This is a genomic window from Ruegeria sp. S84, from assembly GCF_056583445.1.
The window spans coordinates 1,097,093-1,121,267 of record NZ_CM152618.1; the positions used below are offsets into that span (position 1 = coordinate 1,097,093).

22 protein-coding genes and 2 pseudogenes are annotated in these 24,175 nt (G+C 56.6%); 14 read left to right on the top strand and 10 right to left on the bottom strand.

The window, feature by feature from the left end:
- Positions 1 to 78: 78 nt before the first annotated feature.
- The 4 genes and pseudogenes from AC1DFB_RS05520 to guaA form a co-directional block, all read right to left on the bottom strand.
- Positions 79 to 1,305: an OmpP1/FadL family transporter gene (locus AC1DFB_RS05520; protein WP_170393255.1), complete on the bottom strand. Its 1,227-nt coding sequence runs from the start codon at positions 1,303 to 1,305 to the stop codon at positions 79 to 81.
- A 137-nt stretch (positions 1,306 to 1,442) separates the two neighbouring features.
- The gene (locus AC1DFB_RS05525; protein WP_480922300.1) at positions 1,443 to 2,330 is read right to left on the bottom strand and encodes a DMT family transporter; all 888 of its coding nucleotides are present in this window, start codon (positions 2,328 to 2,330) and stop codon (positions 1,443 to 1,445) included.
- Positions 2,331 to 2,516: 186 nt separating this feature from the next.
- Positions 2,517 to 3,107: an acyltransferase gene (locus AC1DFB_RS05530; protein ID WP_170393253.1), complete on the bottom strand. Its 591-nt coding sequence runs from the start codon at positions 3,105 to 3,107 to the stop codon at positions 2,517 to 2,519.
- Between the two features lie 57 nt (positions 3,108 to 3,164).
- Positions 3,165 to 4,725: pseudogene (gene guaA / locus AC1DFB_RS05535) on the bottom strand (glutamine-hydrolyzing GMP synthase).
- A 70-nt stretch (positions 4,726 to 4,795) separates the two neighbouring features.
- Here guaA and AC1DFB_RS05540 point away from each other — a divergent pair.
- Both AC1DFB_RS05540 and AC1DFB_RS05545 read left to right on the top strand, forming a co-directional pair.
- A complete protein-coding gene (locus AC1DFB_RS05540; protein ID WP_170405393.1) occupies positions 4,796 to 5,236 on the top strand; it encodes a GNAT family N-acetyltransferase in 441 nt (146 codons plus the stop codon).
- Between the two features lie 134 nt (positions 5,237 to 5,370).
- Positions 5,371 to 6,915, top strand: a complete 1,545-nt coding sequence (locus tag AC1DFB_RS05545) for a trimethylamine methyltransferase family protein (RefSeq protein ID WP_170735167.1) — start codon at positions 5,371 to 5,373, stop codon at positions 6,913 to 6,915.
- On the opposite strand, the gene AC1DFB_RS05550 is transcribed toward AC1DFB_RS05545, so the two are convergent.
- Positions 6,916 to 7,215 (bottom strand): DUF6477 family protein, encoded by a 300-nt coding sequence (locus tag AC1DFB_RS05550; protein ID WP_170510658.1) that lies wholly within the window; start codon positions 7,213 to 7,215, stop codon positions 6,916 to 6,918.
- A 241-nt stretch (positions 7,216 to 7,456) separates the two neighbouring features.
- Between AC1DFB_RS05550 and AC1DFB_RS05555 the strand changes: the two are divergent.
- Together AC1DFB_RS05555 and AC1DFB_RS05560 are read left to right on the top strand one after the other, a co-directional pair.
- Positions 7,457 to 8,555: pseudogene (locus tag AC1DFB_RS05555) on the top strand (DUF6456 domain-containing protein).
- 60 nt (positions 8,556 to 8,615) lie between these two features.
- Positions 8,616 to 9,539 carry a hydrogen peroxide-inducible genes activator gene (locus AC1DFB_RS05560; RefSeq protein ID WP_480922301.1) on the top strand — a complete coding sequence of 308 codons (924 nt, stop codon included), beginning with the start codon at positions 8,616 to 8,618 and terminating at the stop codon, positions 9,537 to 9,539.
- Positions 9,540 to 9,590: 51 nt separating this feature from the next.
- On the opposite strand, the gene AC1DFB_RS05565 is transcribed toward AC1DFB_RS05560, so the two are convergent.
- Positions 9,591 to 10,139 carry a peroxiredoxin gene (locus AC1DFB_RS05565; protein ID WP_170405407.1) on the bottom strand — a complete coding sequence of 183 codons (549 nt, stop codon included), beginning with the start codon at positions 10,137 to 10,139 and terminating at the stop codon, positions 9,591 to 9,593.
- A 262-nt stretch (positions 10,140 to 10,401) separates the two neighbouring features.
- On the opposite strand from AC1DFB_RS05565, the gene lipA reads away from it, so the two are divergent.
- Complete coding sequence (gene lipA, locus AC1DFB_RS05570; protein WP_170405410.1) at positions 10,402 to 11,352, top strand: lipoyl synthase; 951 nt, start codon at positions 10,402 to 10,404, stop codon at positions 11,350 to 11,352.
- Positions 11,349 to 12,494, top strand: coding sequence for an amidohydrolase (locus AC1DFB_RS05575; protein WP_480922302.1), 1,146 nt, complete (start codon positions 11,349 to 11,351; stop codon positions 12,492 to 12,494). The genes lipA and AC1DFB_RS05575 overlap by 4 nt, the downstream gene beginning before the upstream one ends.
- Here AC1DFB_RS05575 and AC1DFB_RS05580 read toward each other — a convergent pair.
- Positions 12,484 to 12,657: a hypothetical protein gene (locus AC1DFB_RS05580; RefSeq protein ID WP_170421327.1), complete on the bottom strand. Its 174-nt coding sequence runs from the start codon at positions 12,655 to 12,657 to the stop codon at positions 12,484 to 12,486. The two genes, AC1DFB_RS05575 and AC1DFB_RS05580, sit on opposite strands and share 11 nt — an antisense overlap.
- Complete coding sequence (gene hpt / locus AC1DFB_RS05585) at positions 12,657 to 13,205, bottom strand: hypoxanthine phosphoribosyltransferase (protein ID WP_010439696.1); 549 nt, start codon at positions 13,203 to 13,205, stop codon at positions 12,657 to 12,659. Before hpt ends, AC1DFB_RS05580 begins: the two co-directional genes overlap by 1 nt.
- Before the next feature lie 72 nt (positions 13,206 to 13,277).
- Between hpt and AC1DFB_RS05590 the strand changes: the two genes are divergently transcribed.
- On the top strand, positions 13,278 to 13,721 hold the full coding sequence (locus tag AC1DFB_RS05590; RefSeq protein ID WP_170393242.1) for a type II toxin-antitoxin system RatA family toxin: 444 nt from the start codon (positions 13,278 to 13,280) through the stop codon (positions 13,719 to 13,721).
- A gap of 38 nt (positions 13,722 to 13,759) precedes the next feature.
- A complete protein-coding gene (locus AC1DFB_RS05595) occupies positions 13,760 to 15,055 on the top strand; it encodes an MmgE/PrpD family protein (RefSeq protein WP_480922303.1) in 1,296 nt (431 codons plus the stop codon).
- Here the strand turns inward: AC1DFB_RS05595 and pyrC are convergent.
- Entirely contained in the window at positions 15,052 to 16,089 is a 1,038-nt protein-coding gene (gene pyrC, locus AC1DFB_RS05600) for a dihydroorotase (RefSeq protein WP_480922304.1), read from the bottom strand. The two genes, AC1DFB_RS05595 and pyrC, sit on opposite strands and share 4 nt — an antisense overlap.
- 146 nt (positions 16,090 to 16,235) lie before the next feature.
- Between pyrC and AC1DFB_RS05605 the strand changes: the two genes are divergently transcribed.
- Both AC1DFB_RS05605 and AC1DFB_RS05610 read left to right on the top strand, forming a co-directional pair.
- Positions 16,236 to 17,144: an AAA family ATPase gene (locus AC1DFB_RS05605; protein WP_170510219.1), complete on the top strand. Its 909-nt coding sequence runs from the start codon at positions 16,236 to 16,238 to the stop codon at positions 17,142 to 17,144.
- A gap of 34 nt (positions 17,145 to 17,178) precedes the next feature.
- A complete protein-coding gene (locus AC1DFB_RS05610) occupies positions 17,179 to 18,435 on the top strand; it encodes a vWA domain-containing protein (protein ID WP_480759865.1) in 1,257 nt (418 codons plus the stop codon).
- Positions 18,436 to 18,438: 3 nt separating this feature from the next.
- On the opposite strand, the gene AC1DFB_RS05615 is transcribed toward AC1DFB_RS05610, so the two are convergent.
- The gene (locus tag AC1DFB_RS05615; RefSeq protein ID WP_170393237.1) at positions 18,439 to 18,939 is read right to left on the bottom strand and encodes a hypothetical protein; all 501 of its coding nucleotides are present in this window, start codon (positions 18,937 to 18,939) and stop codon (positions 18,439 to 18,441) included.
- 206 nt (positions 18,940 to 19,145) lie between these two features.
- Here AC1DFB_RS05615 and AC1DFB_RS05620 point away from each other — a divergent pair, with 206 nt between their 5' ends.
- The 4 genes from AC1DFB_RS05620 to AC1DFB_RS05635 all read left to right on the top strand — a co-directional run bounded on the left by AC1DFB_RS05620 (position 19,146) and on the right by AC1DFB_RS05635 (position 24,166).
- Positions 19,146 to 20,114 (top strand): XdhC family protein, encoded by a 969-nt coding sequence (locus AC1DFB_RS05620; protein ID WP_480922305.1) that lies wholly within the window; start codon positions 19,146 to 19,148, stop codon positions 20,112 to 20,114.
- Positions 20,111 to 21,112 (top strand): molybdopterin-binding protein, encoded by a 1,002-nt coding sequence (locus AC1DFB_RS05625; RefSeq protein WP_480922306.1) that lies wholly within the window; start codon positions 20,111 to 20,113, stop codon positions 21,110 to 21,112. Before AC1DFB_RS05620 ends, AC1DFB_RS05625 begins: the two co-directional genes overlap by 4 nt.
- 156 nt (positions 21,113 to 21,268) lie before the next feature.
- Positions 21,269 to 21,754 (top strand): (2Fe-2S)-binding protein, encoded by a 486-nt coding sequence (locus AC1DFB_RS05630; RefSeq protein ID WP_170393234.1) that lies wholly within the window; start codon positions 21,269 to 21,271, stop codon positions 21,752 to 21,754.
- A 51-nt stretch (positions 21,755 to 21,805) separates the two neighbouring features.
- Positions 21,806 to 24,166 carry a xanthine dehydrogenase family protein molybdopterin-binding subunit gene (locus AC1DFB_RS05635; RefSeq protein ID WP_170510202.1) on the top strand — a complete coding sequence of 787 codons (2,361 nt, stop codon included), beginning with the start codon at positions 21,806 to 21,808 and terminating at the stop codon, positions 24,164 to 24,166.
- Positions 24,167 to 24,175: the final 9 nt, after the last annotated feature.

The window sequence follows — 24,175 nt, forward strand, 5'->3', positions numbered from 1 at the left end:
CAATCAGCATATCGACCCGGAACATGCGAAAAAGCCCCACCGAGATGGCGGGGCTTAATATGCACATTTGCATCTGCTTTAGTTCAGCGCGTAAGTCACCTGAATACCAACGCTCCATGCGCTGTTGCCAGTGAACGTGGCACGGTTATCGGGGCCAGTACCGTTGGCAGTGGCATCCCCAATATCCGTATAGCGTACACCACCGGAAATCTTGGCCTTTTCAAGAGAGTAAGTGCCGCCCAGACCGATACTCCAGAACCCATCGGTCGGGCCTAGGTTCGAGACCGAGTTCCCCTGAGAGCTCTCGTAACCCAGCGTTACCGCGCCAGAGAATTCTTCGCTGAACTGATAGCCGAGACCCAGTGAGTAGGTCCATGTCGCCTCTTCGTAGTCGACCAGGTTAATACCTGTCAGACCAGTATAGACCGGCGGTGCGTACACGGTTTGCGGCCAGTCAACCCAACGGATCGAACCAAACAACAGGGTTTTTGGCGCGACACCTGTCTGGAAATCGAGATTGACCGATTGAGGCGTCACAACCTCGGTCGATGAATCAGCGCTGACGCGACCCACGACGGGTATGCCGGGTGGAACAATTCCCGTGATGGCATCGTTCGCTTCGGTCTGCGATAGATCATGTGTGATTTTCGAGTTATAGGTCAGAGCGACCCGTGCGGCGATATCTGGCCGTTCCCAAGCAACACCGACAACGTAACCGAAATCGATCTCGGCATCGGTTTCAACGCGGTATCCGCCGGACGCGAATGGTGTTGTGCTTGCACCAGCGATCGGAACTGAAACACTTGCTTTCAGACGCTGGGCGCGGAGACCACCGATAACACTGAAGCCACCATCCAATTTGTAGCGAAGCAAAGCCGTGATCGCATCGGTATCTGCTTTTGCGCGAAGCACGTCAGTTGTTGCTCCGGGAAGACCTGCCAGAGCCAAGACATTCTGCGACAAGGGATAATCCGAAGAATAGTCGATATCCGCGCCAAACGGCTCGTCATAAACCAGCGCGAAGTCGAGCTTTTCGGTCAAAGAAGTCTTGTATGCCAGATGCGGCGTGAAAAAGCTGTTCGAGACATTGCCCGAGTCAATCGTTTCCCCAAACGTCGGGCTCGTCGGGATTTGATCCTCCATCGATCCGCTTACGTCCGGCTTTGTATACCCAAGCCGAAACTGCACGACAGATCCCTCTTCGAACAGGATGTTAACACCTTGCCCACTTCGGTCTAGGCCGCCGGCCTGCGCCGCGGTTGCCCCAATGCACAACGCGCATGTGTGCAACAACACTCGTTTCATATATTCCTCCCTACACTGTCCAAATTGCCTGTTATACGCATCCTCATTGGGCGTATTCGGCCTCGTTACCGCTTTTTACTGTCTTAAACTTTAAAATTGGGTCAACCGGTGACGGAGCGTTATTCAGCAAAATAGCTCTATGCGGGTGTTGCTGAATTGCTACGGTTCTCGGACCAAACGTTCAGGAAAATCCCGGCAAAGATCACCACGGCCCCCAGCAGCGTCCAGTGATCCAGCGGCTCGTGATAAAGGACCATCCCGAGGATCGCGATGGTCGGAAGGCGTGCAAAATCAAACGGCACGACCACGGTCGCAGGCGCGATGGCCAGGGCATTGGTAATACAGTAGTGGGCCAATAGCCCTGCCAAGCCGACAAGCAAAAGAAGCGGCGCAGTCGTTAAGGTTGGAAGTGTGATTTGCCCATCCAGACCTGATGCAACCAGACCCAAACCGGTCTGCATCAAAGTAAGCCAGAACATAATGCATCCGATGCTGGCTGTGCGCGTTAAGGACTTGGTCGATATTGCTGTTAACGCGAAGAAAATCGCAGATGCGGCCGCAGCAATAACGCCGGGACTAAGTGTGGCGGCCCCTGGACGGGCCACAATGAGAATCCCGGCAAATCCGATCAGGGCTGCGGTCAGACGCAAAGCGGTCAACCTCTCGTGCAGCAGCAGTGGGGACAGCAGGATCACCCAGATGGGCTGAGTGAATTCGAGCGCGAAGACCTGCGCCAACGGGATCACCGTTACTGCATAGAACCACAGGTTCTGCCCGGTGAAATGCAACACGTTCCGAATACCATGCAAACCAAGACGTTTGGTGGTTACCTGATGCCATTTGCGTGAAGCCGAGAGGACGATTGCCACCACGCAGATACCCACTAGGCTGCGATAGAACATGATCTCAAAGGTGTCGTGCGTCACGCTCAGCTCGCGGCCGGCAATGGCCATCGATGTGAATGAGGCGATCGCCCCTGTCATCCACAGCGCCGCCTTACCGATCTGCATTTTATTGCTGTTCATGAGATCTCTTACATGTGCAGTGGTGCAACGGGCTGAATAGATTGCGTTTTACCCGATGAAGCAAGGCTAAATGTACGTCTGGCCGTCTATGATCGCTTTGGGTGAGCGGCTTAGATGATGCCAGTATTCTGACTCGAACCCGCAAATAAAGGGGTTCTTAACCGGTCAGCGCGCTGGCGCTGATACTCAGGTGGTTGGCAGAGCTTTGCTGACCGAATCGCCGTTCAACACGTATCGAGCACCGGTATGAGGGCAGGTAACCTCACCACGACCAGTGAGAGGTAAATCCAACTGCTCGCCATACTCGCTCATCCAGCCAATCTGTTTGGCAGCGACGCCCACCATCAGTGCGTATGGCTTCACGTCAGCATTAACAACGGCACCTGCGCCGATAAAAGCGTATTCCCCGATTGTAGCACCGCAAACGATCGTGCAATTGGCGCCCAGCGTGGCCCCTTTCTTTACCAGAGTATTGCGGTATTCGGCCTTTCGTTCGATCAATGAACGCGGGTTGTACACATTCGTGAACACCATGCTCGGCCCACAGAATACGCCATCTTCCAGCGTGATGTTGTCATAGATCGAAACGTTGTTCTGAATTTTGCAATCGTCGCCAATTATGACCTTGTTCCCAACGAAGACATTCTGCCCGAGTGAAACATTTCGGCCCAGTTTGGCGCCGCCGCAGATGTGCACCCAATGCCAGATTCGGCAGCCATCTCCGATCTGCGCGCCTTCATCGACGATTGCCGTTTCATGTACCGAGTAGTTGCTCATCGAATTGTCCTTCTCCCGTCAAACGCGGTGCATTTCAGCACTGTCGAGGGGGAATAATCATTCCCATTCAATCGTTCCGGGAGGTTTCGAGGTGATGTCGTAAGTGCACCGGTTGATGCCCTTGACTTCGTTGATGATACGCGTGGCGGTTTCACCGAGGAATTCATGGCTGAACGGATAGTAGTCCGCTGTCATGCCATCGACGGATGTGACCGCGCGGAGGGCGCAGGCATAATCGTATGTTCGTCCATCCCCCATTACACCGACCGTGCGCACCGGAAGAATGGCGACAAAGGCCTGCCAAATCTCATCATACAGACCATGTTTGCAGAATCTGGTCGATATAGATGGCATCGGCTTCGCGCAGGATCTCAAGCTTTTCGCGGGTGATCTCACCCGGGCAGCGGATGGCAAGGCCGGGGCCGGGGAAGGGATGGCGACCGATGAAGCTGTCGGGCAGGCCCAACTCGCGGCCCAACGCGCGAACCTCGTCCTTGAAGAGTTCACGCAGAGGCTCGACCAGCTTCAAACCCATCTTTTCAGGCAGGCCACCCACATTGTGGTGCGATTTGATGGTCACAGATGGACCGCCTGAAAACGACACGGATTCAATCACATCTGGATACAAGGTGCCCTGTGCCAAGAACTCGGCGCCGTCGATTGTGTCGGCGTGTTTCTGGAACACGTCGATGAACAGCTTGCCGATAATCTTGCGCTTGGTCTCAGGATCGGATTGACCATCAAGTTCACCCAGGAACAGTTCGCTTTCGTCCGCGTGGATCAACTGGATGTTGTAATTGTCGCGGAACATGCCGACGACTTCGGCAGCTTCGTTCTTGCGTAGCAGCCCATGGTCGACAAACACGCAGGTCAGCTGATCGCCAATCGCCTCATGTATCAGGATCGCCGCAACCGAGCTGTCGACACCGCCAGACAAGCCACAAATGACTTTTTTGTCCCCGACCTGTTCGCGGATCTTGCGGATCATCTCGTCCCGATAAGCCCCCATGGTCCAATCGCCCTTGAACCCTGCCAGTTTGACAAAATTCTCATAGAGCTTTGCACCCTTGGGTGTGTGATGAACCTCGGGGTGAAATTGCACCGCATAGAAATGACGCGAGGCGTCGGCCGTGATGGCATACGGCGCGTTGGGTGAAGTGCCGAAAACCTCAAAACCCGGAGCGATTTCGCTTACATGATCGCCGTGGCTCATCCAGACCTGCTCGTCACCTTCGGCGAACCAGCCATCGAGGATATCAAGCCGATTATTCGGAGTAACAAATGCGCGGCCAAATTCTGCGGTGCCGTGCCCGCTTTCAACCTTGCCGCCCAGCTGATGCATCATCACCTGCTGACCATAGCAGATGCCCAGGATCGGCACGCCGTAGTCAAAAATCTCTTGCGGGGCGCGGGGTGAACCCTCGCGCGTAACACTGTCAGGGCCGCCCGAAAAAATGACGGCCTTAGGCGCCATCTCTCGCACGAAATCCATCGTGACGTTCTGGTAGGGGTGGATTTCGCAATAGACGTTCAGTTCGCGCAAGCGGCGGGCAATAAGCTGCGTCACCTGGCTGCCGAAGTCGATGATCAAAAGGCGGTCATGGCTGTCTTGGGTCATGATTGGCTATTAGGTCGCAAGCCTTGCTTGTGCAAGCGTAATGACGTCAATTCAGCGAGGAGGCTGATACATGACCACCATAAAACTCAGAACTGCCGAACGAAGCGACGCCAAGTCGATACAAGTTTGTATCGCAAGCGCTTATGCCGATGCGATGAGAGACATTGCCGATCTGCCGGATGTTGCGTCTGGTATCGAGGATGAGATCGCAGAGCATCAGGTCGTCATTGCTGAAGTGGACGGTGCACTTCTCGGTGTCATCATATTCGATCAACAGGCCGAGGCCGTGATGATATTCAATCTCGCCGTTTCGCCAGAGGCTCAGGGCAAGGGTATTGCGCGGCAACTGCTTGCAGTTGCTGAAGCTAAGGCCGTTGAGGCCGGGCTTTCAGTCCTGCGCTTGCGGACACATCGGCTGATGCGTGCAACCCGCGAAATGTACACTCATCTGGGGTGGGTTGAGGTCGAGGTGTCAGGAAACACTGTCGTTATGCAGAAAAAGGCAAAGTAGTAACCGACAGACATATGTCGCAGCGGCCCGCGGTTCATGTCGCTTTTACCTCTAGAGCGCCGTAAACTACCTGTGGCGAAGTTTGCCGTTCATGTAACACATCTACCAAACCAACCAATCACGGGATTTACTCAATGGCAGAGGCAAACACCCGGCGCAGGGCACGGGGTGGCGGTGGTGCCGCCCGTCGTGCCGAGCGTACGGCGGTCAAGATCGAAACCGCGAAATATATCGAACGCAATATCCCCAATTTCGAGGTCCTCAACGAAGAGGCGCTAGAGATTATCGAAACCAATGCGGAAACCGTATTGGCTGAGATTGGCGTCAATTTCGTAGACAATCCGGCAGCGCTTGAGCGCTGGAAAGACGCGGGTGCAGATGTGGATGGTGAGCGCGTCCGCCTGCCGCGCGGCCTGGCACGTGAGCTGATCAAGACCGCCCCTAGCGAATTTACCCAGCACGCCCGCAATCCCGAGAAATCGGTAGTCATCGGCGGCCGCAATATGGTTCTGGCTCCGGTCTATGGCCCTCCGTTTGTACGCGATGCGCAAGGCGGACGTCGTTACGCGACAATGGACGATTTCAACAAGTTCGTGAAGCTGGCCTACATGTCCAAGTGGCTGCACCATTCGGGCGGTACGGTCTGCGAACCGACAGATATTCCGGTAAACAAGCGCCATTTGGACATGCTGATGGCGCATATGACTCTGTCCGACAAACCGTTCATGGGTTCGGTCACTGATCCCAGCCGGGCGCAGGATTCGATCGAGATGTGCGAGATCCTGTTCGGCAAAGAGTTCGTGCAGAACAACACCGTGATGACATCTTTGACCAACATCAACTCGCCGATGACCTTTGACGACGTGATGATGGGCTCTCTTGAAGTTTATGCTGCCAACAATCAGGCCTGCATTATTTCGCCGTTCATCGTGGGTGGTGCTATGGCACCGGTTTCGGTCGCGGGCACGCTGACGCAGGTCCTGGCCGAGGTCATGGCAGGTGTAGCATATAGCCAGATCATCCGTCCGGGTGCTCCTGCGATCTTTGGGGCATTCGTATCGTCGATCGACATGAATTCAGGAGCGCCGACCTTTGGCACCCCAGAGGCTTCGCACGTCACTTATGGCGCGGGTCAGTTGGCGCGCCGACTGGGTCTGCCATATCGCTCTGCGGGTTCGTTCTGTGGTTCAAAATTGCCGGATGCGCAAGCTGCGTATGAGACCGCGAACTCGTTGAACATGGGCCTGATGTCGGGTGTGAATTTCATGCTGCATTCCTGCGGTTGGCTCGAAGGCGGCTTGGTGGCGGATTTCGAGAAATTCGTCATGGATGCCGATCAGTTGGGCGTCTTGCACGGATTGGCCAAAGGTGTGGCCTATGATGAGAATGCACAGGCGATGGACGCCATCCGCGAAGTCGGTCCCGGAGGTCACTATTTGGGTTGTGCACATACGCAGGCCAACTTCAAAGAAGCGTTCTGGAAAACCGATCTCTTGGATTACAAGCCGTTTGAGACCTGGGAAGAAGAAGGCGCCCGCGATACACGGACGCTGGCTTCGGCACGGGTTGAGAATCTGTTGGCGAACTACCAGCAGCCGCAGCTTGACCCTGATGTAAAGGCGGCGCTCGACGCATATGTTGCCGAAAAGAAAGCATCGATGCCGGACGCGTTCACCTGATTACTGATACTGCGTGGCGCGACTGGCCTGATACAGTTGCGCTTCGCCATTTAATGCAATCAGCAGATCAAGATGGCGCACCAGTGAATAGGCCGCGTCTTCTTCGATGCGTTGCGCGTTAATCTCACGCTCCAATTCCAGCAAACGGATCAACGCTGCACCAGTGCCCGGTGTTGATCCATATCCAAGAAGCCGTTGCAGGTGGCGGTCGCGATTATAGTCCTGCACCCCGATCTTGGCGGCACGGGCCAGTAATCGCGGGCGGCGGAGTGTGGTGATCATGGTCATCAGGTCCTGCACGGCAGCTTTCCTTCTTATTCAATTTCGCTGTCTGAAATGTGACACAACCTAAGCGGGTGTTGCCTTGTGCGGGATCACCCCGAACTATGGTTTCACCACTGTTTATCTTTTTGAATCAATTCTGCTCTGTGCCGTCTGTGATTAACGAACGAGTAACGAAAGCAACTCTAGTTAGATTTGGTTAACTAAGAATCCGACGGCTAAAACTGTCAGTTTGTTTTGTCGACGAGGGCGAAGAAATATGGAAAACAGCGTGGCATTCACTGTTCCGGCATGGGTTCCCGAAGGGGCGCAACGATATCTGGACCATACGGAGTCAGGGCGATCTATTCGGGATATTGCGCGGTCCGCAGGGTGCCATGCCTCGACCATTCTGCGTCAGATCCGCAGGGTTGAGATGCGCAGGGACGATCCTTTGGTGGATGCAGCTCTGCATTCTCTGGCCCAGTCACACTTTGCGCCAATGGAGCGCACAGGTTCTTCATTTGCAATCGTGACGTCTGAGGCAGGACGGCCCGAAGCCCAAGACGACGAATTCGAGCGCGAGTCGCTGCGTGTACTGAGGCGCATGTGTGAATCCGGTGCCGTGCTTGCCGTGGCCGAGGATATGGACAAGGCTGTTGTGGTTCGGGACAACGGCAAAGGAGGAACTACCAAAACAGCAGTTGTAGATTGCCGGATCGCGCAGGCTCTGGCGCTGAATGATTGGATTTCATGCGATAGTCCGGGTCGAGATCTCGCGCTACCGGATTTCAACCCCGGGCAGGGCTGCGCTAAGTCATTTGATTGCCGAGGCCGAAAATCGAGCGCGCACGCAGAATGAATTTGGCATGGCGGAAGCGCAGGCCGCATTCAAACCCGCAACTGCGGGTGCAAGGGCGCCATCACAGCCTCGCGTCCGTTACAGCACTGTGGAAAGCCCGCTGATCGCTTTGGCGCGCCGCCGCGACCGGGATGGCAAGCCGTTTCTGGATGAAACTCTGGTGAGCGCGGGCGAGCGCTTGCGTGAGGATTTCGAACTGGCCCAGATCGGACCTCAGGTCACACAAAATTGGGATCGCTTTCTGACAGGCGGTGGACGCGGTGACTTTGCCTCGGACAGCCATGTGGGGCGAGGACCTTCTGGTGCCAGGGATCGTGTGGCCCGCGCGCTGTCTGACCTTGGGCCGGGTTTGAGCGACGTCGCGCTGCGCTGTTGTTGTTATCTAGAAGGGCTTGAGCTGGCTGAAAAGCGGATGGGCTGGTCTGCGCGATCAGGCAAGATCGTGCTGCGGATCGCGTTGCAAAGGCTGAAGCGCCACTACGAGGACCAGACCGAGCGGGATCGGATGATCGGCTGAAGGATTCATGCAGCCATATACTGGCCTTGCGGAAATGACCCCAAATGATAGTCAGGGGTTATGAATTTCACCTTCCGCCAGCTGCAATATTTCCAGGCCGTCGCCGAACAGCGTAACTTTGGCCGTGCCGCGCAGGTCTGCCATGTATCGCAGCCTGCGCTTTCGGTTCAAATCAAGGCGCTGGAAGACTCGATCGGTGGGCCGTTGTTCGAACGGCAGGCCCGCGACATCCTGTTGACACCACTTGGTCGAGACGTTTTGGACTATGCCCAACATGTCCTGAACGCGGCCGAACGGTTGGATCGATTTGCGCGCGACCGTTCGGGTGGCCATAGGTCCCTGTCGATCGGGATTATTCCTACGGTTGCACCTTATTTGCTGCCGGGGGTGCTGGCTGGGTTGCGGGCTGCGGATGTCTCGTTACGGGTTCAGATTCGCGAGGCCCGGACCGAGCGGCTGCTATCCATGTTGGGCTTGGGCGAAATAGATGCCGCCGTACTGGCGCTACCCTTGGGAAATGGAACTTTCCACGAAGAGCCACTGTTCGAAGATCGGTTCTTGCTGGCAGGAAGTCAGACTCGCTTGAATCGATTGACCATCAGCCCGGAAGAGTTGCGGCCTGTGGACTTGAAGACAGCGCAATTGATGCTGTTGGAAGACGGGCACTGCCTGACAGATCAGGCGCTAGAAGTTTGCGGTCAGGATCGTACCAGCGGCCAAATTAATATGGGTGCGTCCTCACTTGCCACGTTGTCGCGTTTGGTCGCCGAAGGGTTTGGCCTGACGTTGATGCCTGAACTTGCGGCGCAGGCCGAGACGGATGCAGTCCCCGGATTGCGATTGTTGCGATTTGGTGCGCCGCAACCGGCGAGGACCATTGGCCTGGTGCGTCGCAGCTCGACCGGAGCGGAGGAGTGGTTCGATCGATTGGCGCAAGTAATCCGGCAGGTCGGTGAAGACGTGGTAGCTAAAACTCGAACCTAACGAAAAAGGCCCGCCGAAATGGCGGGCCTTTCAAAGTAGGGCATGACAGGATTATGCCAGCGCCGGTTCGCGGGCTTCGTCCAGATGCTTCATTAGGTTTTCCGGGGACGACACGCCGTAAGGGTCTTCGGGGCAGTTATCCATCAGGCCGGGCTCTTCGAACCATGCCTCCACAACGCCATCGTTGACGATGGCTGCGTAACGCCACGAGCGCATGCCAAAGCCCAGATTGTCCTTGTCGACCAGCATACCCATTTTACGCGTGAACTCACCGGACCCATCAGGAATGACCTTGACGTTTTCCAGACCCTGATCGGCGGCCCATTTGTTCATGACAAAGCTGTCGTTGACGGACATGCAGTAGATTGCATCGATGCCCTTGGCCGCAAAATCGCCGTGGCCTTTTTCGAAACCAGGCAATTGATAGGTCGAGCATGTCGGGGTGAACGCACCGGGTAGCGAGAACAGGATAACGCGCTTGCCTGCAAAATAATCCGCAGTTGTCTTGTCTTCCCAACGGAACGGGTTGGGGCCTTCGACGGCGTCATCACGGACACGGGTGTGGAAGGTTACGTCAGGCAGTTTTGCACCGGTTTTCATCATCAAACTCCTGTGATTCACATATGTTTGCCGCGAGAGTTAAAATGATTCTAACTCGGCTTCAATGATATATATGCTGCAAAAGCATAATATCTTTGATGGCGATAAAGCATTATAAGTAATGCGTAAAATGATGTGCGTGGTCACTTTCGCTGCACGCGCGTAGACGTGCTGCATAGCGGCTATGCGCCGCTGGTGTAACCAAATGAGTCGGTCTATGTTATGAACAAAGATAATTGACCCAAAGTCAGGAAAGCCAGCTGTGCGTGATCTGAAAATACCCGAGCAAAGACACCCCGAAAAGGCACATCGACCTGACAATGCGGCTCCGCGCAAACCGAATTGGATTCGTGTCAAAGCGCCGGGTGGCAAGGGCTATGCCGAGACGCATAAGATCATGCGTGACAACAATCTGGTCACCGTCTGCGAAGAAGCCGGATGCCCGAATGTGGGTGAGTGCTGGAGCCAGGGTCACGCGACCATGATGATCATGGGCGAAATCTGCACGCGCGGTTGTACCTTCTGCAACATTGCGACCGGTAAGCCGGATACTCTGGATGCATTTGAACCGGGTCGCGTGGCGCATGCGGTGCAGAAGCTGGGCTTGAACCATGTGGTCATCACATCCGTGGACCGGGATGACCTGCTCGATGGAGGCGCCGATCACTTTGCACAGACCATCCGTGCGGTGCGACACCGCTCGCCCAAGACTACGATCGAGATTCTGACGCCGGATTTCCTGAAATGCGATCCCTCGGTGCTTGAGATTGTTGTCGAGGCCAAGCCAGATGTGTTCAATCACAATCTTGAAACGGTGCCGGGCCTTTATCCTCAGGTGCGTCCCGGTGCGCGATATTTCCACTCATTGCGCTTGCTGCAGCGGGTCAAAGAGATGGACCCGTCCATTTTCACCAAATCCGGCATAATGGTCGGACTGGGCGAGGACGAGCAGCAAGTTCGTCAGGTCATGGATGACATGCGCGCGGCGGATATCGATTTTCTGACTATCGGCCAGTATCTGCAGCCAACACCCAAGCATCATGGCATTGACCGCTTTGTTACACCCGAAGAGTTTGCGGCCTATGAAAAAGCTGCATTCGGCAAAGGTTTCCTTATGGTCTCGGCAACTCCTTTGACCCGGTCGTCTTACCATGCGGGCGATGATTTCGCCCGTTTGCGCGAAGCTCGACAAAAGAAGTTGAACCAGAGGTGAAACCCGAACTTCAATCCTGGCTTACCGAAAAGCGCCATGAACTGCATCAAGTGCCTGAGATATCGGGCGAGGAACGTGGAACCGCGACGAGTATCTCGAACTTGCTTCAGGCGTGTGATCCCGATGCGGTTCTGACAGGTATCGGTGGCCACGGTGTCGCGGCGGTTTATGATAGCGGACAGCCCGGACCAACCATCGGAATCCGATGTGAATTGGACGGTTTGCCGATCCAGGAAATCTCAAGTGCACGATACGCGTCGCAACATCCCGGAAAGGGGCATCTTTGCGGGCATGATGGCCATATGGCGATGGTGCTTGGTGTTGCCTTTGTATTGGGGGACAAGCGTCCGACCAAGGGGCGGGTGGTTCTGATTTTTCAACCCGCCGAAGAAACCGGTCAAGGTGCGATTGCCTATCGTGCTGATCCCAAGTTTGCGGATATCGCTCCGGACTATTTGTTTTCTTTACACAATTTGCCGGGTTTGGAATTGGGCGGGGTTGAGCTTTGCTCGGGTCCGGCGAATTGCGCCTCGCGTGGGATGCGAATTGTTTTGACGGGCAAAACCTCGCACGCGGCGGCTCCTCAGGATGGAGTGTCGCCAGCCGGTGCGTTGGCAGAGCTTATGCCTGCTTTGGCCATTCTGGGGCAGGGTGGGGCGCTGGATGCAGAATATGCGCTGACAACGGTAACCCATGCTAGGCTGGGTGAGGCCACTTTTGGTATCGCACCCGGTCAGGCCGAACTGTGGGTGACCCTGCGCACGGTCTCGGACAGCCGGATGGCAAGCCTGATCCGCGACGCAGAACAGCTGGTGACTACACGTGCTCAGGCACAGGGATTAGGTGTTGAAATCACCTATGACGATGTGTTTGAGGCTTGCACAAATTCGGGTGAAGCCGTGCAGATCCTGTCAGAGGCCTGCCAAAGCCGCGACATTCCTTGCAAGCTGGTTGCGACCCCACAAAGGTTTTCGGAAGATTTCGGGCAGTTCGGAAAAGGCGCAAAAAGCGCCATGTTCTGGCTAGGCGCGGGGCGGGATCATCCGCAGCTACACAACCCCGACTATGATTTTCCGGATGCTTTGATCCCGATCGGGACAGATATTTTTCTGGCTGCTATCGAACAAACGCTCAAGGCCTGAGTTTTCTGGGCTGGCTTTCTGCCCATTCGGGCCACCAACCCATATATTCAATTCCGGCAATCATCAGGCAGATAAGGATCGCGCCAAACACCAGTTTCACGCGCCGTTCCGAGGGCGGGTTTCGCCCCCATTTTGACATGCGAACAAAGTGGCGCAGACTCATCAGTCCTGATCTTCGACAAATCGAACCTTGCCGATAAACGGCAGGTTGCGATTGCGCTGCGCATAGTCGATGCCATAACCCACGACAAATTCATCAGGGATTTCAAACCCGATCCAGTCCGAGCGGAAATCAACCTCGCGCCGGCTGGGTTTGTCCAGAAGGGCGATGGATTTCAACCGGTGCGGCTTGCGGGTACGGAGCAGCTTGGAGACATGATTCAGGGTATGGCCGGTATCCACGATATCCTCGACCACCAAAACATCGCGCCCTTCAATGGCGCCGCGTAAGTCCTTAAGAATACGAACTTCTCGACTGCTTTCCATCGAGTCACCGTAGGATGATGCCTCAAGAAAATCGACCTCGATGGGCAGGTCTAGCTCACGCACCAGATCAGCGATAAAGACGAAGCTGCCGCGCAGCAGGCCGACAACGACCAGCTTGTCGGTGCCGCCGAATTCAGCCGTTATTTCGCGGCAAAGCTCTTCGATCCGGGCAGCAATCGCCTTGGCCGAGATCATCTCATCTATCACATATGCGCGCTGGCTCATCGCTGCCCCCTTGATCTTTGGCGCGCAACATACGAAATCACGCGCCATTGTCACCAGTTAATCCCAGATATCATGCCAACCCATTCCGAGACCCGCCCGCTGCCTTACACCGCTCAGCAGATGTATGATCTGGTCGCGGATGTGGCGAAATACCCTGAATTTTTGCCTTGGTGCGCTGCGGCCCGCATCCGTCGGACCTATGCCGCGGGCGATGGCAAGGTGATGGAAGCGGATTTGGTTATTTCATTCAAGGTGTTCCGCGAACGCTTCGGCAGCCGCGTCACGCTGTTTGATGAGCTGAAACGGATCGATACCGAGTATCTGGACGGACCGTTCAAATACATGCGCTCGGATTGGGAGTTTGAAGATACGGAAGACGGCTGCAACGTCTCGTTCCACGTTGATTTCGAATTCAAGAACGCGGTTCTGCAAGGAATCATTGGCGTGGTTTTCAACGAAGCCATGCACCGTATCGTCCGAGCATTCGAACAACGTGCTGCCGTCCTGTACGGCTGAGGCTTTACGCCCGAGCGGCGCGCGCTAGACTGCGCCACATGACCGATTTGACAACTGCCCTTGCCGAGTTTGCTGCTGGTTCTGTATCGACCACGGCGCAGGCCCGTATCGTGACATCTTTATCCGCGTTGGACTGGCTTGCTGTGGGGCGGGCAGGCGCAGATGAGCCGGTTTCCCGCATCATACGTCAGATGGTTCTTTCCGAGAGCGGTGCCGCACAGGCGCGTTTGTTCGGAGGCGGTGATGCGCCGCTACGCGCAGCGGCGCTGGTGAATGGTACCATTTCTCATGCGCTTGATTATGACGACACGCATTTCGCTCATATCGGTCATCCATCGGTTGCTGTTTTTCCTGCAGCCCTTGCTCTTGCGGCGTGGGAAGACCGACCTCTGGTCGATCTGCTTGAGGCAGCGCTAGTGGGAATGGAGTTATCGATCCGCATCGGTTTGTGGCTTGGTCGTGGTCATTATCAGGCTGGTTTTCACCAAACAGCCACGGCTGGCGCGTTTGGGGCTGCGGTGGCTGCGGGTCGGATTATGGCATTTGACGTAAAGCAGATGCGTGACCTGTTGGGGCTAACCGCGACCCGGGCCTCAGGGCAGAAATCACAGTTCGGGACCATGGGTAAACCTTATAACGCTGGACTTGCGGCCTCGAACGGTGTTGAGGCCGCCCAGTTGATCCGCAACGGCTTTCAACCCGGTGCTGACGCATTGGAAGGCCCGTTTGGGTTTGGGGCGACACATTTGGGGGCTGACGATTTAGCTGCTGCGCTTGATGGTTTGGGGGACGAGTGGCTGTTCGAAAGCATCAGCCACAAATTCCACGCTTGCTGCCATGGCCTGCACGCGGCGCTTGAGGCTGCGCGCGATCTCGACATCGCCGAGCCTGAGGTGGCCGAGATCAAGATCAGAACCCACCCCCGCTGGATGAGCGTGTGCAATCAACTGCAGCCGACCAGTGGGTTAGGAGCGAAGTTTTCCTATCGTACCGTGATCGCAATGCAGGCAATGGGCTACGATACAGCTCTGCCAGGGAGTTATTCCGACAAGATTTGTGCTGATCCAAGACTGCAATCCTTAAGGGACCGGATCACGGTCGAGGCGGATGAGAGTCTATCCGAGACACAAGCCCATCTGTCCCTGTTACGCCGGGACGGCGCGCGCCGCGAGGCCAGCCATGATCTGCTGGCACCGATGTCTCTTTCGGATCGCGAAGATCGCGTCAGGGAGAAAGCGGCGAAGCTGATCGGGGGGGATGAGGCGGACGCCATCTGGTCGATGCTGCGCACCGGCGGGCGCGCAGCGGATTTGGCTGACAGGTTAACCGATTAAGTGACCCGCCAATGCAGCGGAAAGCCCGGATCGAATACGGTCACGGGGCCGTCGCCGCTTTCGATTTTGGCCGGATAGACGACCTCATCGCCTTTGGTCAGCGTGATGGTCTCTTCGTTCACTGGCAGGCGGTAGAAGGCCGGGCCGTTGAGTGACGTGAACGCCTCTAGCTTGTCCAACGCATCTGCGCGCTCGAACATTTCGGCCAGCAGTGACATCGTATTGGTTGCAGTGAAACAGCCGGCGCAGCCACAGGCCATTTCCTTGTTTGCATCCGTGTGCGGCGCGCTGTCTGTGCCCAAGAAGAAACGCGCATCGCCCGATGTCGCGGCGGTCAGCAGTGCCAGCCGATGCTCTTCGCGTTTGGCGACCGGCAAGCAGTAATAATGCGGCTTGATACCGCCCACCAGGATGTGGTTGCGGTTGATGATCAGGTGATGCGTTGTAATCGTCGCACCCAAATCTTTATCATTCGCCTTGACGTAATCCACGCCGTTTGACGTCGTGATGTGCTCCATCACCACGCGCAGTCCGGGTGTTGCTTTGTGAATCGGATCAAGAACGCGGTCGATGAACACCGCCTCGCGATCGAATATATCGATCTCGGCATCCGTGACTTCGCCGTGCACACATAGCGGCAGACCGATCTCGGCCATCTTCTCCAGCACCGGGCGCACCTTGTCGAAATCGCGAACGCCAGAAGACGAGTTGGTTGTTGCCCCAGCCGGGTAAAGCTTGACCGCCTTGACCAATCCGCTTGCATGTGCGGCGGCCACATCCGCCGGGTCCGTGTCTTCGGTCAGGTAGAGCGTCATCAGCGGCTCAAACGTCATATCCTCAGGCAGAGCAGCAAGGATGCGGTCCCGATAAGCTGCTGCGTCGTCACCTTTGACAACGGGCGGAACCAGATTCGGCATGATGATGGCACGGGCAAAATGGCGCGCGGTTTCAGGCAGGACGGCTTGTAGCATGGCGCCATCGCGCAGATGCAAATGCCAGTCATCGGGGCGGCGGATCGTCAGGGATTGGGTCATGGCCCCCGGCTAACACAGCCGCTTGAATGGTGAAAGACCCTCTTGACCTTGCCGATGAGACAGATCGCCGTAAGTCACTGACGGATGGTGGTCTTGACCTCTGGTTGTGGTCATGACCTGTTGGGGCGCAGGAAAAAGGGGAACTCATGACACAGCCAAACTCCATCGATGCCGTGCAAGAGCTTTTGGGCTCTGAGGGTTATGTCTGTGGCCGGGCTTTGGCGACGGTTGTGTTTCTTTCGCTGAAACTTGGTCGACCTCTATTTCTGGAAGGCGAGGCGGGCGTCGGCAAGACTGAGATCGCCAAGGCGCTGGCCGCAGGATTGGGGCGGCGCCTGATCAGGTTGCAGTGCTACGAAGGCCTTGATGCCTCTTCCGCCGTGTATGAGTGGAATTTCCCCGCCCAGATGGTGGCGATCCGAACCGCAGAAGCGTCGGGTGGGGCGGACCGAGGCGCGTTGCAGACCGAGCTGTTCTCGGATGATTATCTGATCGAGCGCCCCTTGCTGCAGGCCATGCGCCCGGATGCTACTGGGGCACCTGTACTGCTAATTGACGAATTGGACCGGACCGACGAACCCTTTGAGGCTTTCTTGCTGGAGGCGCTCAGTGACTTTCAGGTCACGATCCCCGAGCTTGGTACTGTCAAAGCTCCAGAACCGCCCATTGTGATCGTCACCTCGAACCGCACGCGCGAAGTACACGACGCACTGAAACGCCGCTGCCTATATCATTGGGTTGATTACCCTGACTTTGCGCGCGAAATCGAAATCCTGCACGCACGGGCTCCCGAAGCGGCAGAAGCGCTGAGCCGTGAGGTGGTCGCCTTTGTTCAGCGCTTGCGCACTGAAGATTTGTTCAAGAAACCGGGGGTGGCCGAGACCATCGATTGGGCTAAGTGTCTGCTGGCGCTGGACGTTATCAACCTCAGTCCCGAAGTAATCGGCGATACGTTGGGTGCCATCCTGAAATACCAGGACGACATCCAAAAGTTGCAGGGGTCCGAGGCCAAACGCATTCTGGATCAGGCGAAAGCCGATCTCGAACCAGCCTGATGCTTCATATGCTCGAAAATACTTTGGGGGTTTGATGGCCGAACAACTCCCACTCGATATACCGGACAACCCCAAACTGGCCCAGAACATCACCCATTTTGCGCGCGCTTTGCGCAAGGCCGGACTGCCGATAGGAACTGGGCGCGTGATTGACGCGATCCGCGCGGTGCAGGCTGCGGGGTTCACCGAGAAAAGAGATTTCTACTGGACGCTGCATGCCTGTTTCGTGAACCGGCCGGAACATCGAACGGTTTTTGCGCAAGTCTTCCGCCTCTATTGGCGCGATCCGCGGTATCTAGAACATATGATGTCCATGATGCTGCCCGCCATTCGCGGTGTTCAGGAGGAGCGCAAAGCGGATGCGGCTGAAAAGCGCGCGGCTGAGGCGTTATTGGATGGCGTCGAACGCGACTTGCCAGAATCAACCGAGCAACAAGAGGAAAGCGAGATCGAGATCGACGCAACCCAAACCGCGTCATCTGAAGAACGCTTGCGTAACCTCGATTTCGAACAGATGAGTACATCCGAGATCGCGCAGGCCAAACGCATGCTGTCGCGCCTGAACTTACCGGTCAAACCCATCGAGTCTCGCCGAGGTCAGGCCAGTCACCTCGGTCACCGCATTGATCGCGCTCGGACACTTAGGTCAGCGATGCGGCAGGGTGGCGAACTACGCGATATCGCGCACTTGCAACCCAAACCTCGCTGGCCGAATTTGGTGGCGTTGTGCGATATCTCCGGGTCGATGAGCCAATACAGTCGGATCATTCTGCACTTTCTACACGCGGTTTCGAATGCCAAAGGCGCAGGTTGGGCCAAAGTGCACGCCTTCACGTTTGGCACACGCCTGACCAACATCACCCGCCATCTGCATCAACGTGATGTCGATGCAGCGCTGGCCGCTGCTGGGGCCGAGGCGCAGGACTGGGAAGGCGGAACCCGGATCGGAGAATGCCTGCATCAGTTCAATCGCGACTGGTCGCGGCGCGTCATGGGGCAGGGGGCGGTCGTGTTGTTGATCACCGACGGGTTAGAGCGGGGCGATCCCGAGATGCTGGAAAAGGAAATCGAGCGCCTACACCTGTCGTCGCGGCGTCTGATTTGGCTGAACCCATTGCTGCGCTGGGACGGGTTCGCACCGAAAGCTCAGGGTGTGGCGACAATGCTTCCACATGTCGACAGCTTCCGCGCCGGGCATTCGATTGCGTCGCTGGAAGATCTGGCCGCCGTGATTTCGCAACCAGATGATCAGGGGCAGAAAGCGCGGCTGATGTCCGCGCTTTCAGACTAGCTGTTACGAAAGCTGCTCTTCATTGCACTTCCGTGCCATCTCCATGGCTTTGTAAGTGCCAGTCAGGTCAACGGTGAAGGCGAACTCTTTCTCCGGGAAAACGACCATCACCTTCTTCTTGGCAAGATCATCTGCGAACTGAGGGTCGTCTGACAGAACATACCCGCCCGAATAGCCCTTGGTGATGTTCCCCTTCATACCGGTGGCTTCTCCGACATAAATATTGTCGCCGATAAGGATGGCAACAGCCTCTTTCTCGCCTTTCTTGATGTTGGTCTCGGCTTTGGTGAAGACGCCCACATAGCCAACGCCGCGATCTTCGGTCAGGCCCATCTGTACGACATTTTCAGCGTCATCAACCGCTTCGATCAGGCAGGATTTCTTGTCCTGATCAATGAAAACCTTCCAGCCTTCGACCTCACCGTATTTCAGAAATGTGTCAGCCCAGCCGGTGCTGGCAGTCAACAGGCCGATCGCTGCTCCGAGTGTAAGAATGCGTTTCAACTGTTTGTCTCCGCTATGAAATATGTTGGGACGATCCCGAATAGGCCCCGGAATCGCATGCAGGCTAGAATGACGCCTTCCAACATTCAACAATTTGTGAATGTGAGTTCAAAATCGGCTTGTTAGCGCCACAAGATCGACCCGCTGAGCGCTTTTCATTGCTCCAAAGCTGACTATGTTGAACCCAAGCACGGCCGGAGGTCTAAATGGAACGATTCGATAGCAGCCCGGAAACCGCACTAAAATGGTATCGCGCCGGGAAGGGCGCGGCTTTGGCCACTGTGGTTGAGACCTGGGGCAGCGCGCCGCGCCGTGTAGGCGCGCAGTTGGTCATTGCGGGCGATGGTCGGATCGAAGGCTCGGTTTCTGGTGGTTGCGTCGAAGGTGCCGTGATCGTCGAAGCGCTGGAAGCCATAGAGGAAGGCGAGGCAAGGCTGCTAGAGTTCGGTGTAAGCGACGAGGATGCGTTTGCCGTCGGTCTGGCCTGCGGCGGTACGATCAGGGTTTTGGTTGAACCGGTCGGCAAGGTCCTGCCCGAACCAATGCTGGCCGAACTGGTCGCGGCACGGGCGCGGCGCGAACCCTTGGCCTATGAAGTCAATGTCGAGACGGGCCAGCGCGCGTTGCGCCATAATGCCTATTCCGAACGCTTGCGTATGGACAGGTCCGGGTTCGAAGAGGATGGGCAAACCTTTGTCGCTGTCCACAACCCACCGCTACGGTTGATAGTGGTGGGAGCGGTGCACATCGCCCAAGCTCTGGTGCCGATGGCCCGGATCGCGGGCTATGACCCGGCGATTATAGACCCGCGCGAGGCCTTCGCATCGGACGCACGTTTTCCCGGAGAAACCATCCTGACGGATTGGCCGGATGAGGCTGTGTCAAAGCTGGGTCTCGACTCGCGCACCGCGCTTGTGTTGCTGACCCACGACCCCAAACTTGATGACCCCGCGCTTCAGGCCAGTTTGGCGGCCGATGTGTTCTACATCGGCGCACTCGGATCTAAGCGCACACATGCCAAACGCGTGGAGCGGATGAAGCAGGCCGGGTTCAACGATGACCAGATTTCACTGATCCACGGACCCGTTGGGCTTGATATCGGGGCGGCTGGACCGTCTGAAATAGCCGTTGCGATTCTGGCGCAAATGACTGCGGTTCTGCGAGGCAGAGCGTGAAGTTTGGTCCGGTACCCGTTTCCGACGCCAACGGCGCGATATTGGCCCATTCCGTCAAAGCGGGAAACCGCAAGCTTAGGAAAGGTATAACGCTTTCGTCCGAGCACATAGCCGAGTTGCACCAAGCCGGTCTGACCGAGGTCACAGTCGCCAGACTGGAGCAAGGTGATTGCCATGAGGACGAAGCCGCAGCGCTGCTGGCAGAAGCGCTTGCACCAAGTCCCACACAGGCAAATCTGCGTGTCACCGAAGCCTTTACAGGCCGGGTCAACCTTTTAGCAAATGGACCAGGCGTCGCGGTGCTGGCTACCGATGCCTTGCAAAAGTTCAATCAGGTCAATCCGATGATCACTGTTGCGACGGTGCCGCAATATCAGCAGATGGCGGCTGGCGGCATGGTCGCGACGATCAAGGTGATTTCTTATGCCGTACCTCGATCCGACGTTGAGAGTGCGGCCCGTCATGCGCAGGACGCTATTCGGTTATCGGTGCCCAAATACGAAAACGCGGGTCTCATCGTTACCGACATTGCTGGCGGGCCATCTAATGAAAAAGGTATCGCTGCTATTCGTAGCCGGGTTGAGGCTTTGGGTATGAATCTGTCAGATGTTCAGGTGGTGCCGCATCGGATGGGCGACTTAACAGCATCGATTTCGGCCATTCGGGGTGAGATCGTCATGATCCTGACCGGATCGGCCACGTCGGATAAAGATGATGTGGCGCCTGCTTCTGTGCGGGCAGCGGGGGGTATCGTCGACCGGTTTGGAATGCCGGTCGATCCGGGGAACCTGTTGTTTTTGGGATCTTCCGGCGGGCGCCCCATTATCGGTTTGCCCGGATGCGCGCGCTCACCAGCATTGAACGGGGCGGATTGGGTCTTGTCCCGCGTTGCTTGCGGAATCGAAACGACGGGCGCGGACATCGCAGGGATGGGTGTCGGTGGGCTGCTAAAAGAAATCCCGACGCGGCCACAGCCCCGCGCTGCCAAGAGTAAATGACGCAACGGCAATTTTGCCCTGTTTGGTGGACGCATCATTGTTAGAAGGCTGATCAGCGAAACTGCGGAAAAATCAGGCAAATATTTTTGTTCTCAAACGAAATTTACCGTGTTTAACTCTGGCTTAGCAAATAAGCCAAAAAAAGGGGAGGATCTTATGACCAAGGTCTCAATGACCGTGAACGGCGTTGCCGTCAGCGGTGATGTTGAAGGGCGGACTCTATTATCCGGATTTCTACGCGACCACCTGAATTTGACAGGCACACATATTGGCTGCGACACGGCTCAATGTGGCGCGTGCGTGGTGCACGTGAATGGTGAGGCGGTCAAATCCTGCAACATGCTGGCGCTGGAAGCAGACGGCGCGGATGTGGGCACGATCGAGGGGCAGGCGGCCGAAGATGGCACGCTGAACGTGATCCAACAGGCCTTTCAGGATCATCACGGGCTGCAATGTGGATTTTGCACTCCGGGCATGGTGATGAGCGCTGCAGCATTGCTCAAGGATAACCCGCGCCCGACCGAAGGCGAAATTCGCAAGTACCTTGAGGGTAACCTATGCCGGTGCACAGGCTACCACAACATCGTCAAGGCAATCATGGCCGCATCGGGTCAAGACGTTTCCAGCATCGCCGCCGAGTGAGGCGGTTAAGAATTTTCGACGAAAATTCTTTTCCACGGAGGAGAACAAGCAATGCCCAAAGACAGTGGCATCGGAGCCAGTTCCAAGCGGCGCGAGGACGTACGCTTTCTGACCGGAGCAGGCAATTACACCGACGACATCAACGTACATGGCCAGGCCTATGTGCATTTCCTACGGTCCGACATCGCGCATGGCCGGATCACCAACATTGACACATCTGCCGCCGAGGGTTTGCCGGGGGTTGTGAAGGTGTTCACCGGCAAGGACTTTGAAGGCGTGGGCGGAATGCCCTGCGGCTGGGAAGTAACCGACCGTCATGGCGCCCCGATGCAAGAACCACCGCATCCCATTCTGGCGCAAGGCAAGGTCCGACATGTAGGCGATCCCATCGCTGCCGTTGTCGCGGACAGCCTTGAACTCGCCCGAGATGCGGCGGAAGCGATTGAAGTGGATATCGAAGAGCTCCCTGCCGTGCTGGATATGAAAGCCGCAGCGCAGGATGGCGCGACGCTTATCCATGAGGATTTGAAGAACAACATCTGCTATGACTGGCATCTAGGCGAAGAAGACAATGACAAGGTCAATGAGGTTTTTGCCAACGCGGCCCATGTCACCACTCTGGACCTGATCAATAACCGTCTGGTTGCTAATCCGATGGAGCCGCGCGTTGCGGTGGCCGAGTACAGCCGGGGTACGGATGAGTACACGCTCTACACCACTTCGCAGAACCCGCATGTGATCCGCTTGCTGATGTGCGCATTTGTTCTGGGCTTGCCTGAACACAAAGTGCGTGTCGTAGCGCCTGATGTTGGTGGTGGATTTGGCACGAAGATTTTCCACTACGCGGAAGAGGCGTTCTGTACATTCGCTGCCAAGGCCTGCAACCGTCCGGTCAAATGGACCGCCAGCCGGTCCGAGGCGTTTATGTCGGATGCGCAGGGCCGCGACCACGTCAGCACGATTGAGCTCGCTTTGGACGCGGACAATAACTTCACAGGCCTTCGCACCAACACTTACGCCAATCTGGGCGCGTATCTGTCGACCTTCTCAAGCTCGGTTCCGACTTGGCTGCATGGCACTCTGATGGCGGGCAACTACAAGACGCCGGTCATTCAGGTGAATGTGAAGGCAATGTTCACCAACACAGTGCCGGTGGACGCTTATCGCGGTGCGGGTCGGCCAGAGGCGACCTATCAGTTAGAGCGCGTCATCGACAAGGCAGCGCGTGAACTGGGTGTCGATCCGATCGCCCTGCGTCGCCAGAATTTCATCACCCAGTTCCCGTATGACACACCGGTGGCGCTGACCTACGACACCGGGGATTACAACGGGACGATGGATAAGCTTGAAGCTGCTGCTGATTTGGCTGGCTTTGCCGCGCGACGGGCGGAAAGCGAGGCCAATGGCAAGCTGCGTGGCCTAGGCGTCAATTGCTATATCGAGGCCTGCGGCATCGCGCCCTCGAACATCGTCGGCATGCTGGGGGCCCGGGCGGGTCTTTATGATGCTGCCACGGTGCGGGTGAACGCCACCGGTTCCATCAGCGTCATGGTTGGTGCACATAGCCACGGGCAGGGGCATGAGACCGCTTTCCCGCAGGTTGTGGCCGACATGATCGGCATCGACGAGTCGATGGTAGAGATTGTGCATGGCGACACCTCGAAGATCCCGTTCGGCATGGGCACTTATGGCTCACGCTCGCTCGCGGTCTGTGGTTCGGCCATGGTTAAGGCGACCGAAAAGGTGATCGACAAGGCCAAGAAGATCGCGGCCCACCTGCTCGAGGCGTCCGAGGCCGATATCGAGCTGAAGGACGGTCAATTCAGCGTCGCGGGCACTGACAAGTCGGTGGCCTGGGGTGATGTGACTCTGACAGCCTATGTACCGCACAACTTCCCGTTGGAGGTTGAGCCGGGGCTGGAGGAGACCGCATTTTATGACCCGGCCAACTTCACCTTCCCGGCGGGGGCATATGCCTGCGAGGTTGAGGTGGATCCCGAGACTGGACAGGTGACCATCGAAGCCTTCACCGCTGCGGATGACTTTGGCAACATCGTTAACCCGATGATTGTGGATGGTCAGGTACATGGCGGCATCGGTCAGGGTATCGGTCAGGCTTTGTTGGAAAACTGCGCCTATGACGAGAATGGCCAGTTGCTGAGCGCATCCTTCATGGATTACGCGATGCCACGCGCCGATGATCTGCCGTTCTATGCGGTCGACCATTCCAGCCAGACGCCGTGTACGCACAACCCGTTGGGTGTGAAGGGCTGCGGTGAAGCTGGTGCGATTGGCTCGCCGCCTGCGGTAGTCAACGCGGTTCTGGATGCACTGAACTCGGGTGGAAAGGCTGTTGATCACATTGACATGCCGATGAGCCCGTCGCGTGTTTGGACAGCAATGCATGGTTGAGAGGTTCGG

Coding starts and splice junctions, on each gene's coding strand:
- AC1DFB_RS05520 (WP_170393255.1), bottom strand. CDS start 1,305: ATGAAACGAGTGTTGTTGCACACATGCGCGTTGTGCATTGGGGCAACC.
- AC1DFB_RS05525 (WP_480922300.1), bottom strand. CDS start 2,330: ATGAACAGCAATAAAATGCAGATCGGTAAGGCGGCGCTGTGGATGACA.
- AC1DFB_RS05530 (WP_170393253.1), bottom strand. CDS start 3,107: ATGAGCAACTACTCGGTACATGAAACGGCAATCGTCGATGAAGGCGCG.
- AC1DFB_RS05540 (WP_170405393.1), top strand. CDS start 4,796: ATGACCACCATAAAACTCAGAACTGCCGAACGAAGCGACGCCAAGTCG.
- AC1DFB_RS05545 (WP_170735167.1), top strand. CDS start 5,371: ATGGCAGAGGCAAACACCCGGCGCAGGGCACGGGGTGGCGGTGGTGCC.
- AC1DFB_RS05560 (WP_480922301.1), top strand. CDS start 8,616: ATGAATTTCACCTTCCGCCAGCTGCAATATTTCCAGGCCGTCGCCGAA.
- AC1DFB_RS05565 (WP_170405407.1), bottom strand. CDS start 10,139: ATGAAAACCGGTGCAAAACTGCCTGACGTAACCTTCCACACCCGTGTC.
- AC1DFB_RS05580 (WP_170421327.1), bottom strand. CDS start 12,657: ATGAGTCTGCGCCACTTTGTTCGCATGTCAAAATGGGGGCGAAACCCG.
- hpt (WP_010439696.1), bottom strand. CDS start 13,205: ATGAGCCAGCGCGCATATGTGATAGATGAGATGATCTCGGCCAAGGCG.
- AC1DFB_RS05590 (WP_170393242.1), top strand. CDS start 13,278: ATGCCAACCCATTCCGAGACCCGCCCGCTGCCTTACACCGCTCAGCAG.
- AC1DFB_RS05595 (WP_480922303.1), top strand. CDS start 13,760: ATGACCGATTTGACAACTGCCCTTGCCGAGTTTGCTGCTGGTTCTGTA.
- pyrC (WP_480922304.1), bottom strand. CDS start 16,089: ATGACCCAATCCCTGACGATCCGCCGCCCCGATGACTGGCATTTGCAT.
- AC1DFB_RS05605 (WP_170510219.1), top strand. CDS start 16,236: ATGACACAGCCAAACTCCATCGATGCCGTGCAAGAGCTTTTGGGCTCT.
- AC1DFB_RS05610 (WP_480759865.1), top strand. CDS start 17,179: ATGGCCGAACAACTCCCACTCGATATACCGGACAACCCCAAACTGGCC.
- AC1DFB_RS05620 (WP_480922305.1), top strand. CDS start 19,146: ATGGAACGATTCGATAGCAGCCCGGAAACCGCACTAAAATGGTATCGC.
- AC1DFB_RS05630 (WP_170393234.1), top strand. CDS start 21,269: ATGACCAAGGTCTCAATGACCGTGAACGGCGTTGCCGTCAGCGGTGAT.
- AC1DFB_RS05635 (WP_170510202.1), top strand. CDS start 21,806: ATGCCCAAAGACAGTGGCATCGGAGCCAGTTCCAAGCGGCGCGAGGAC.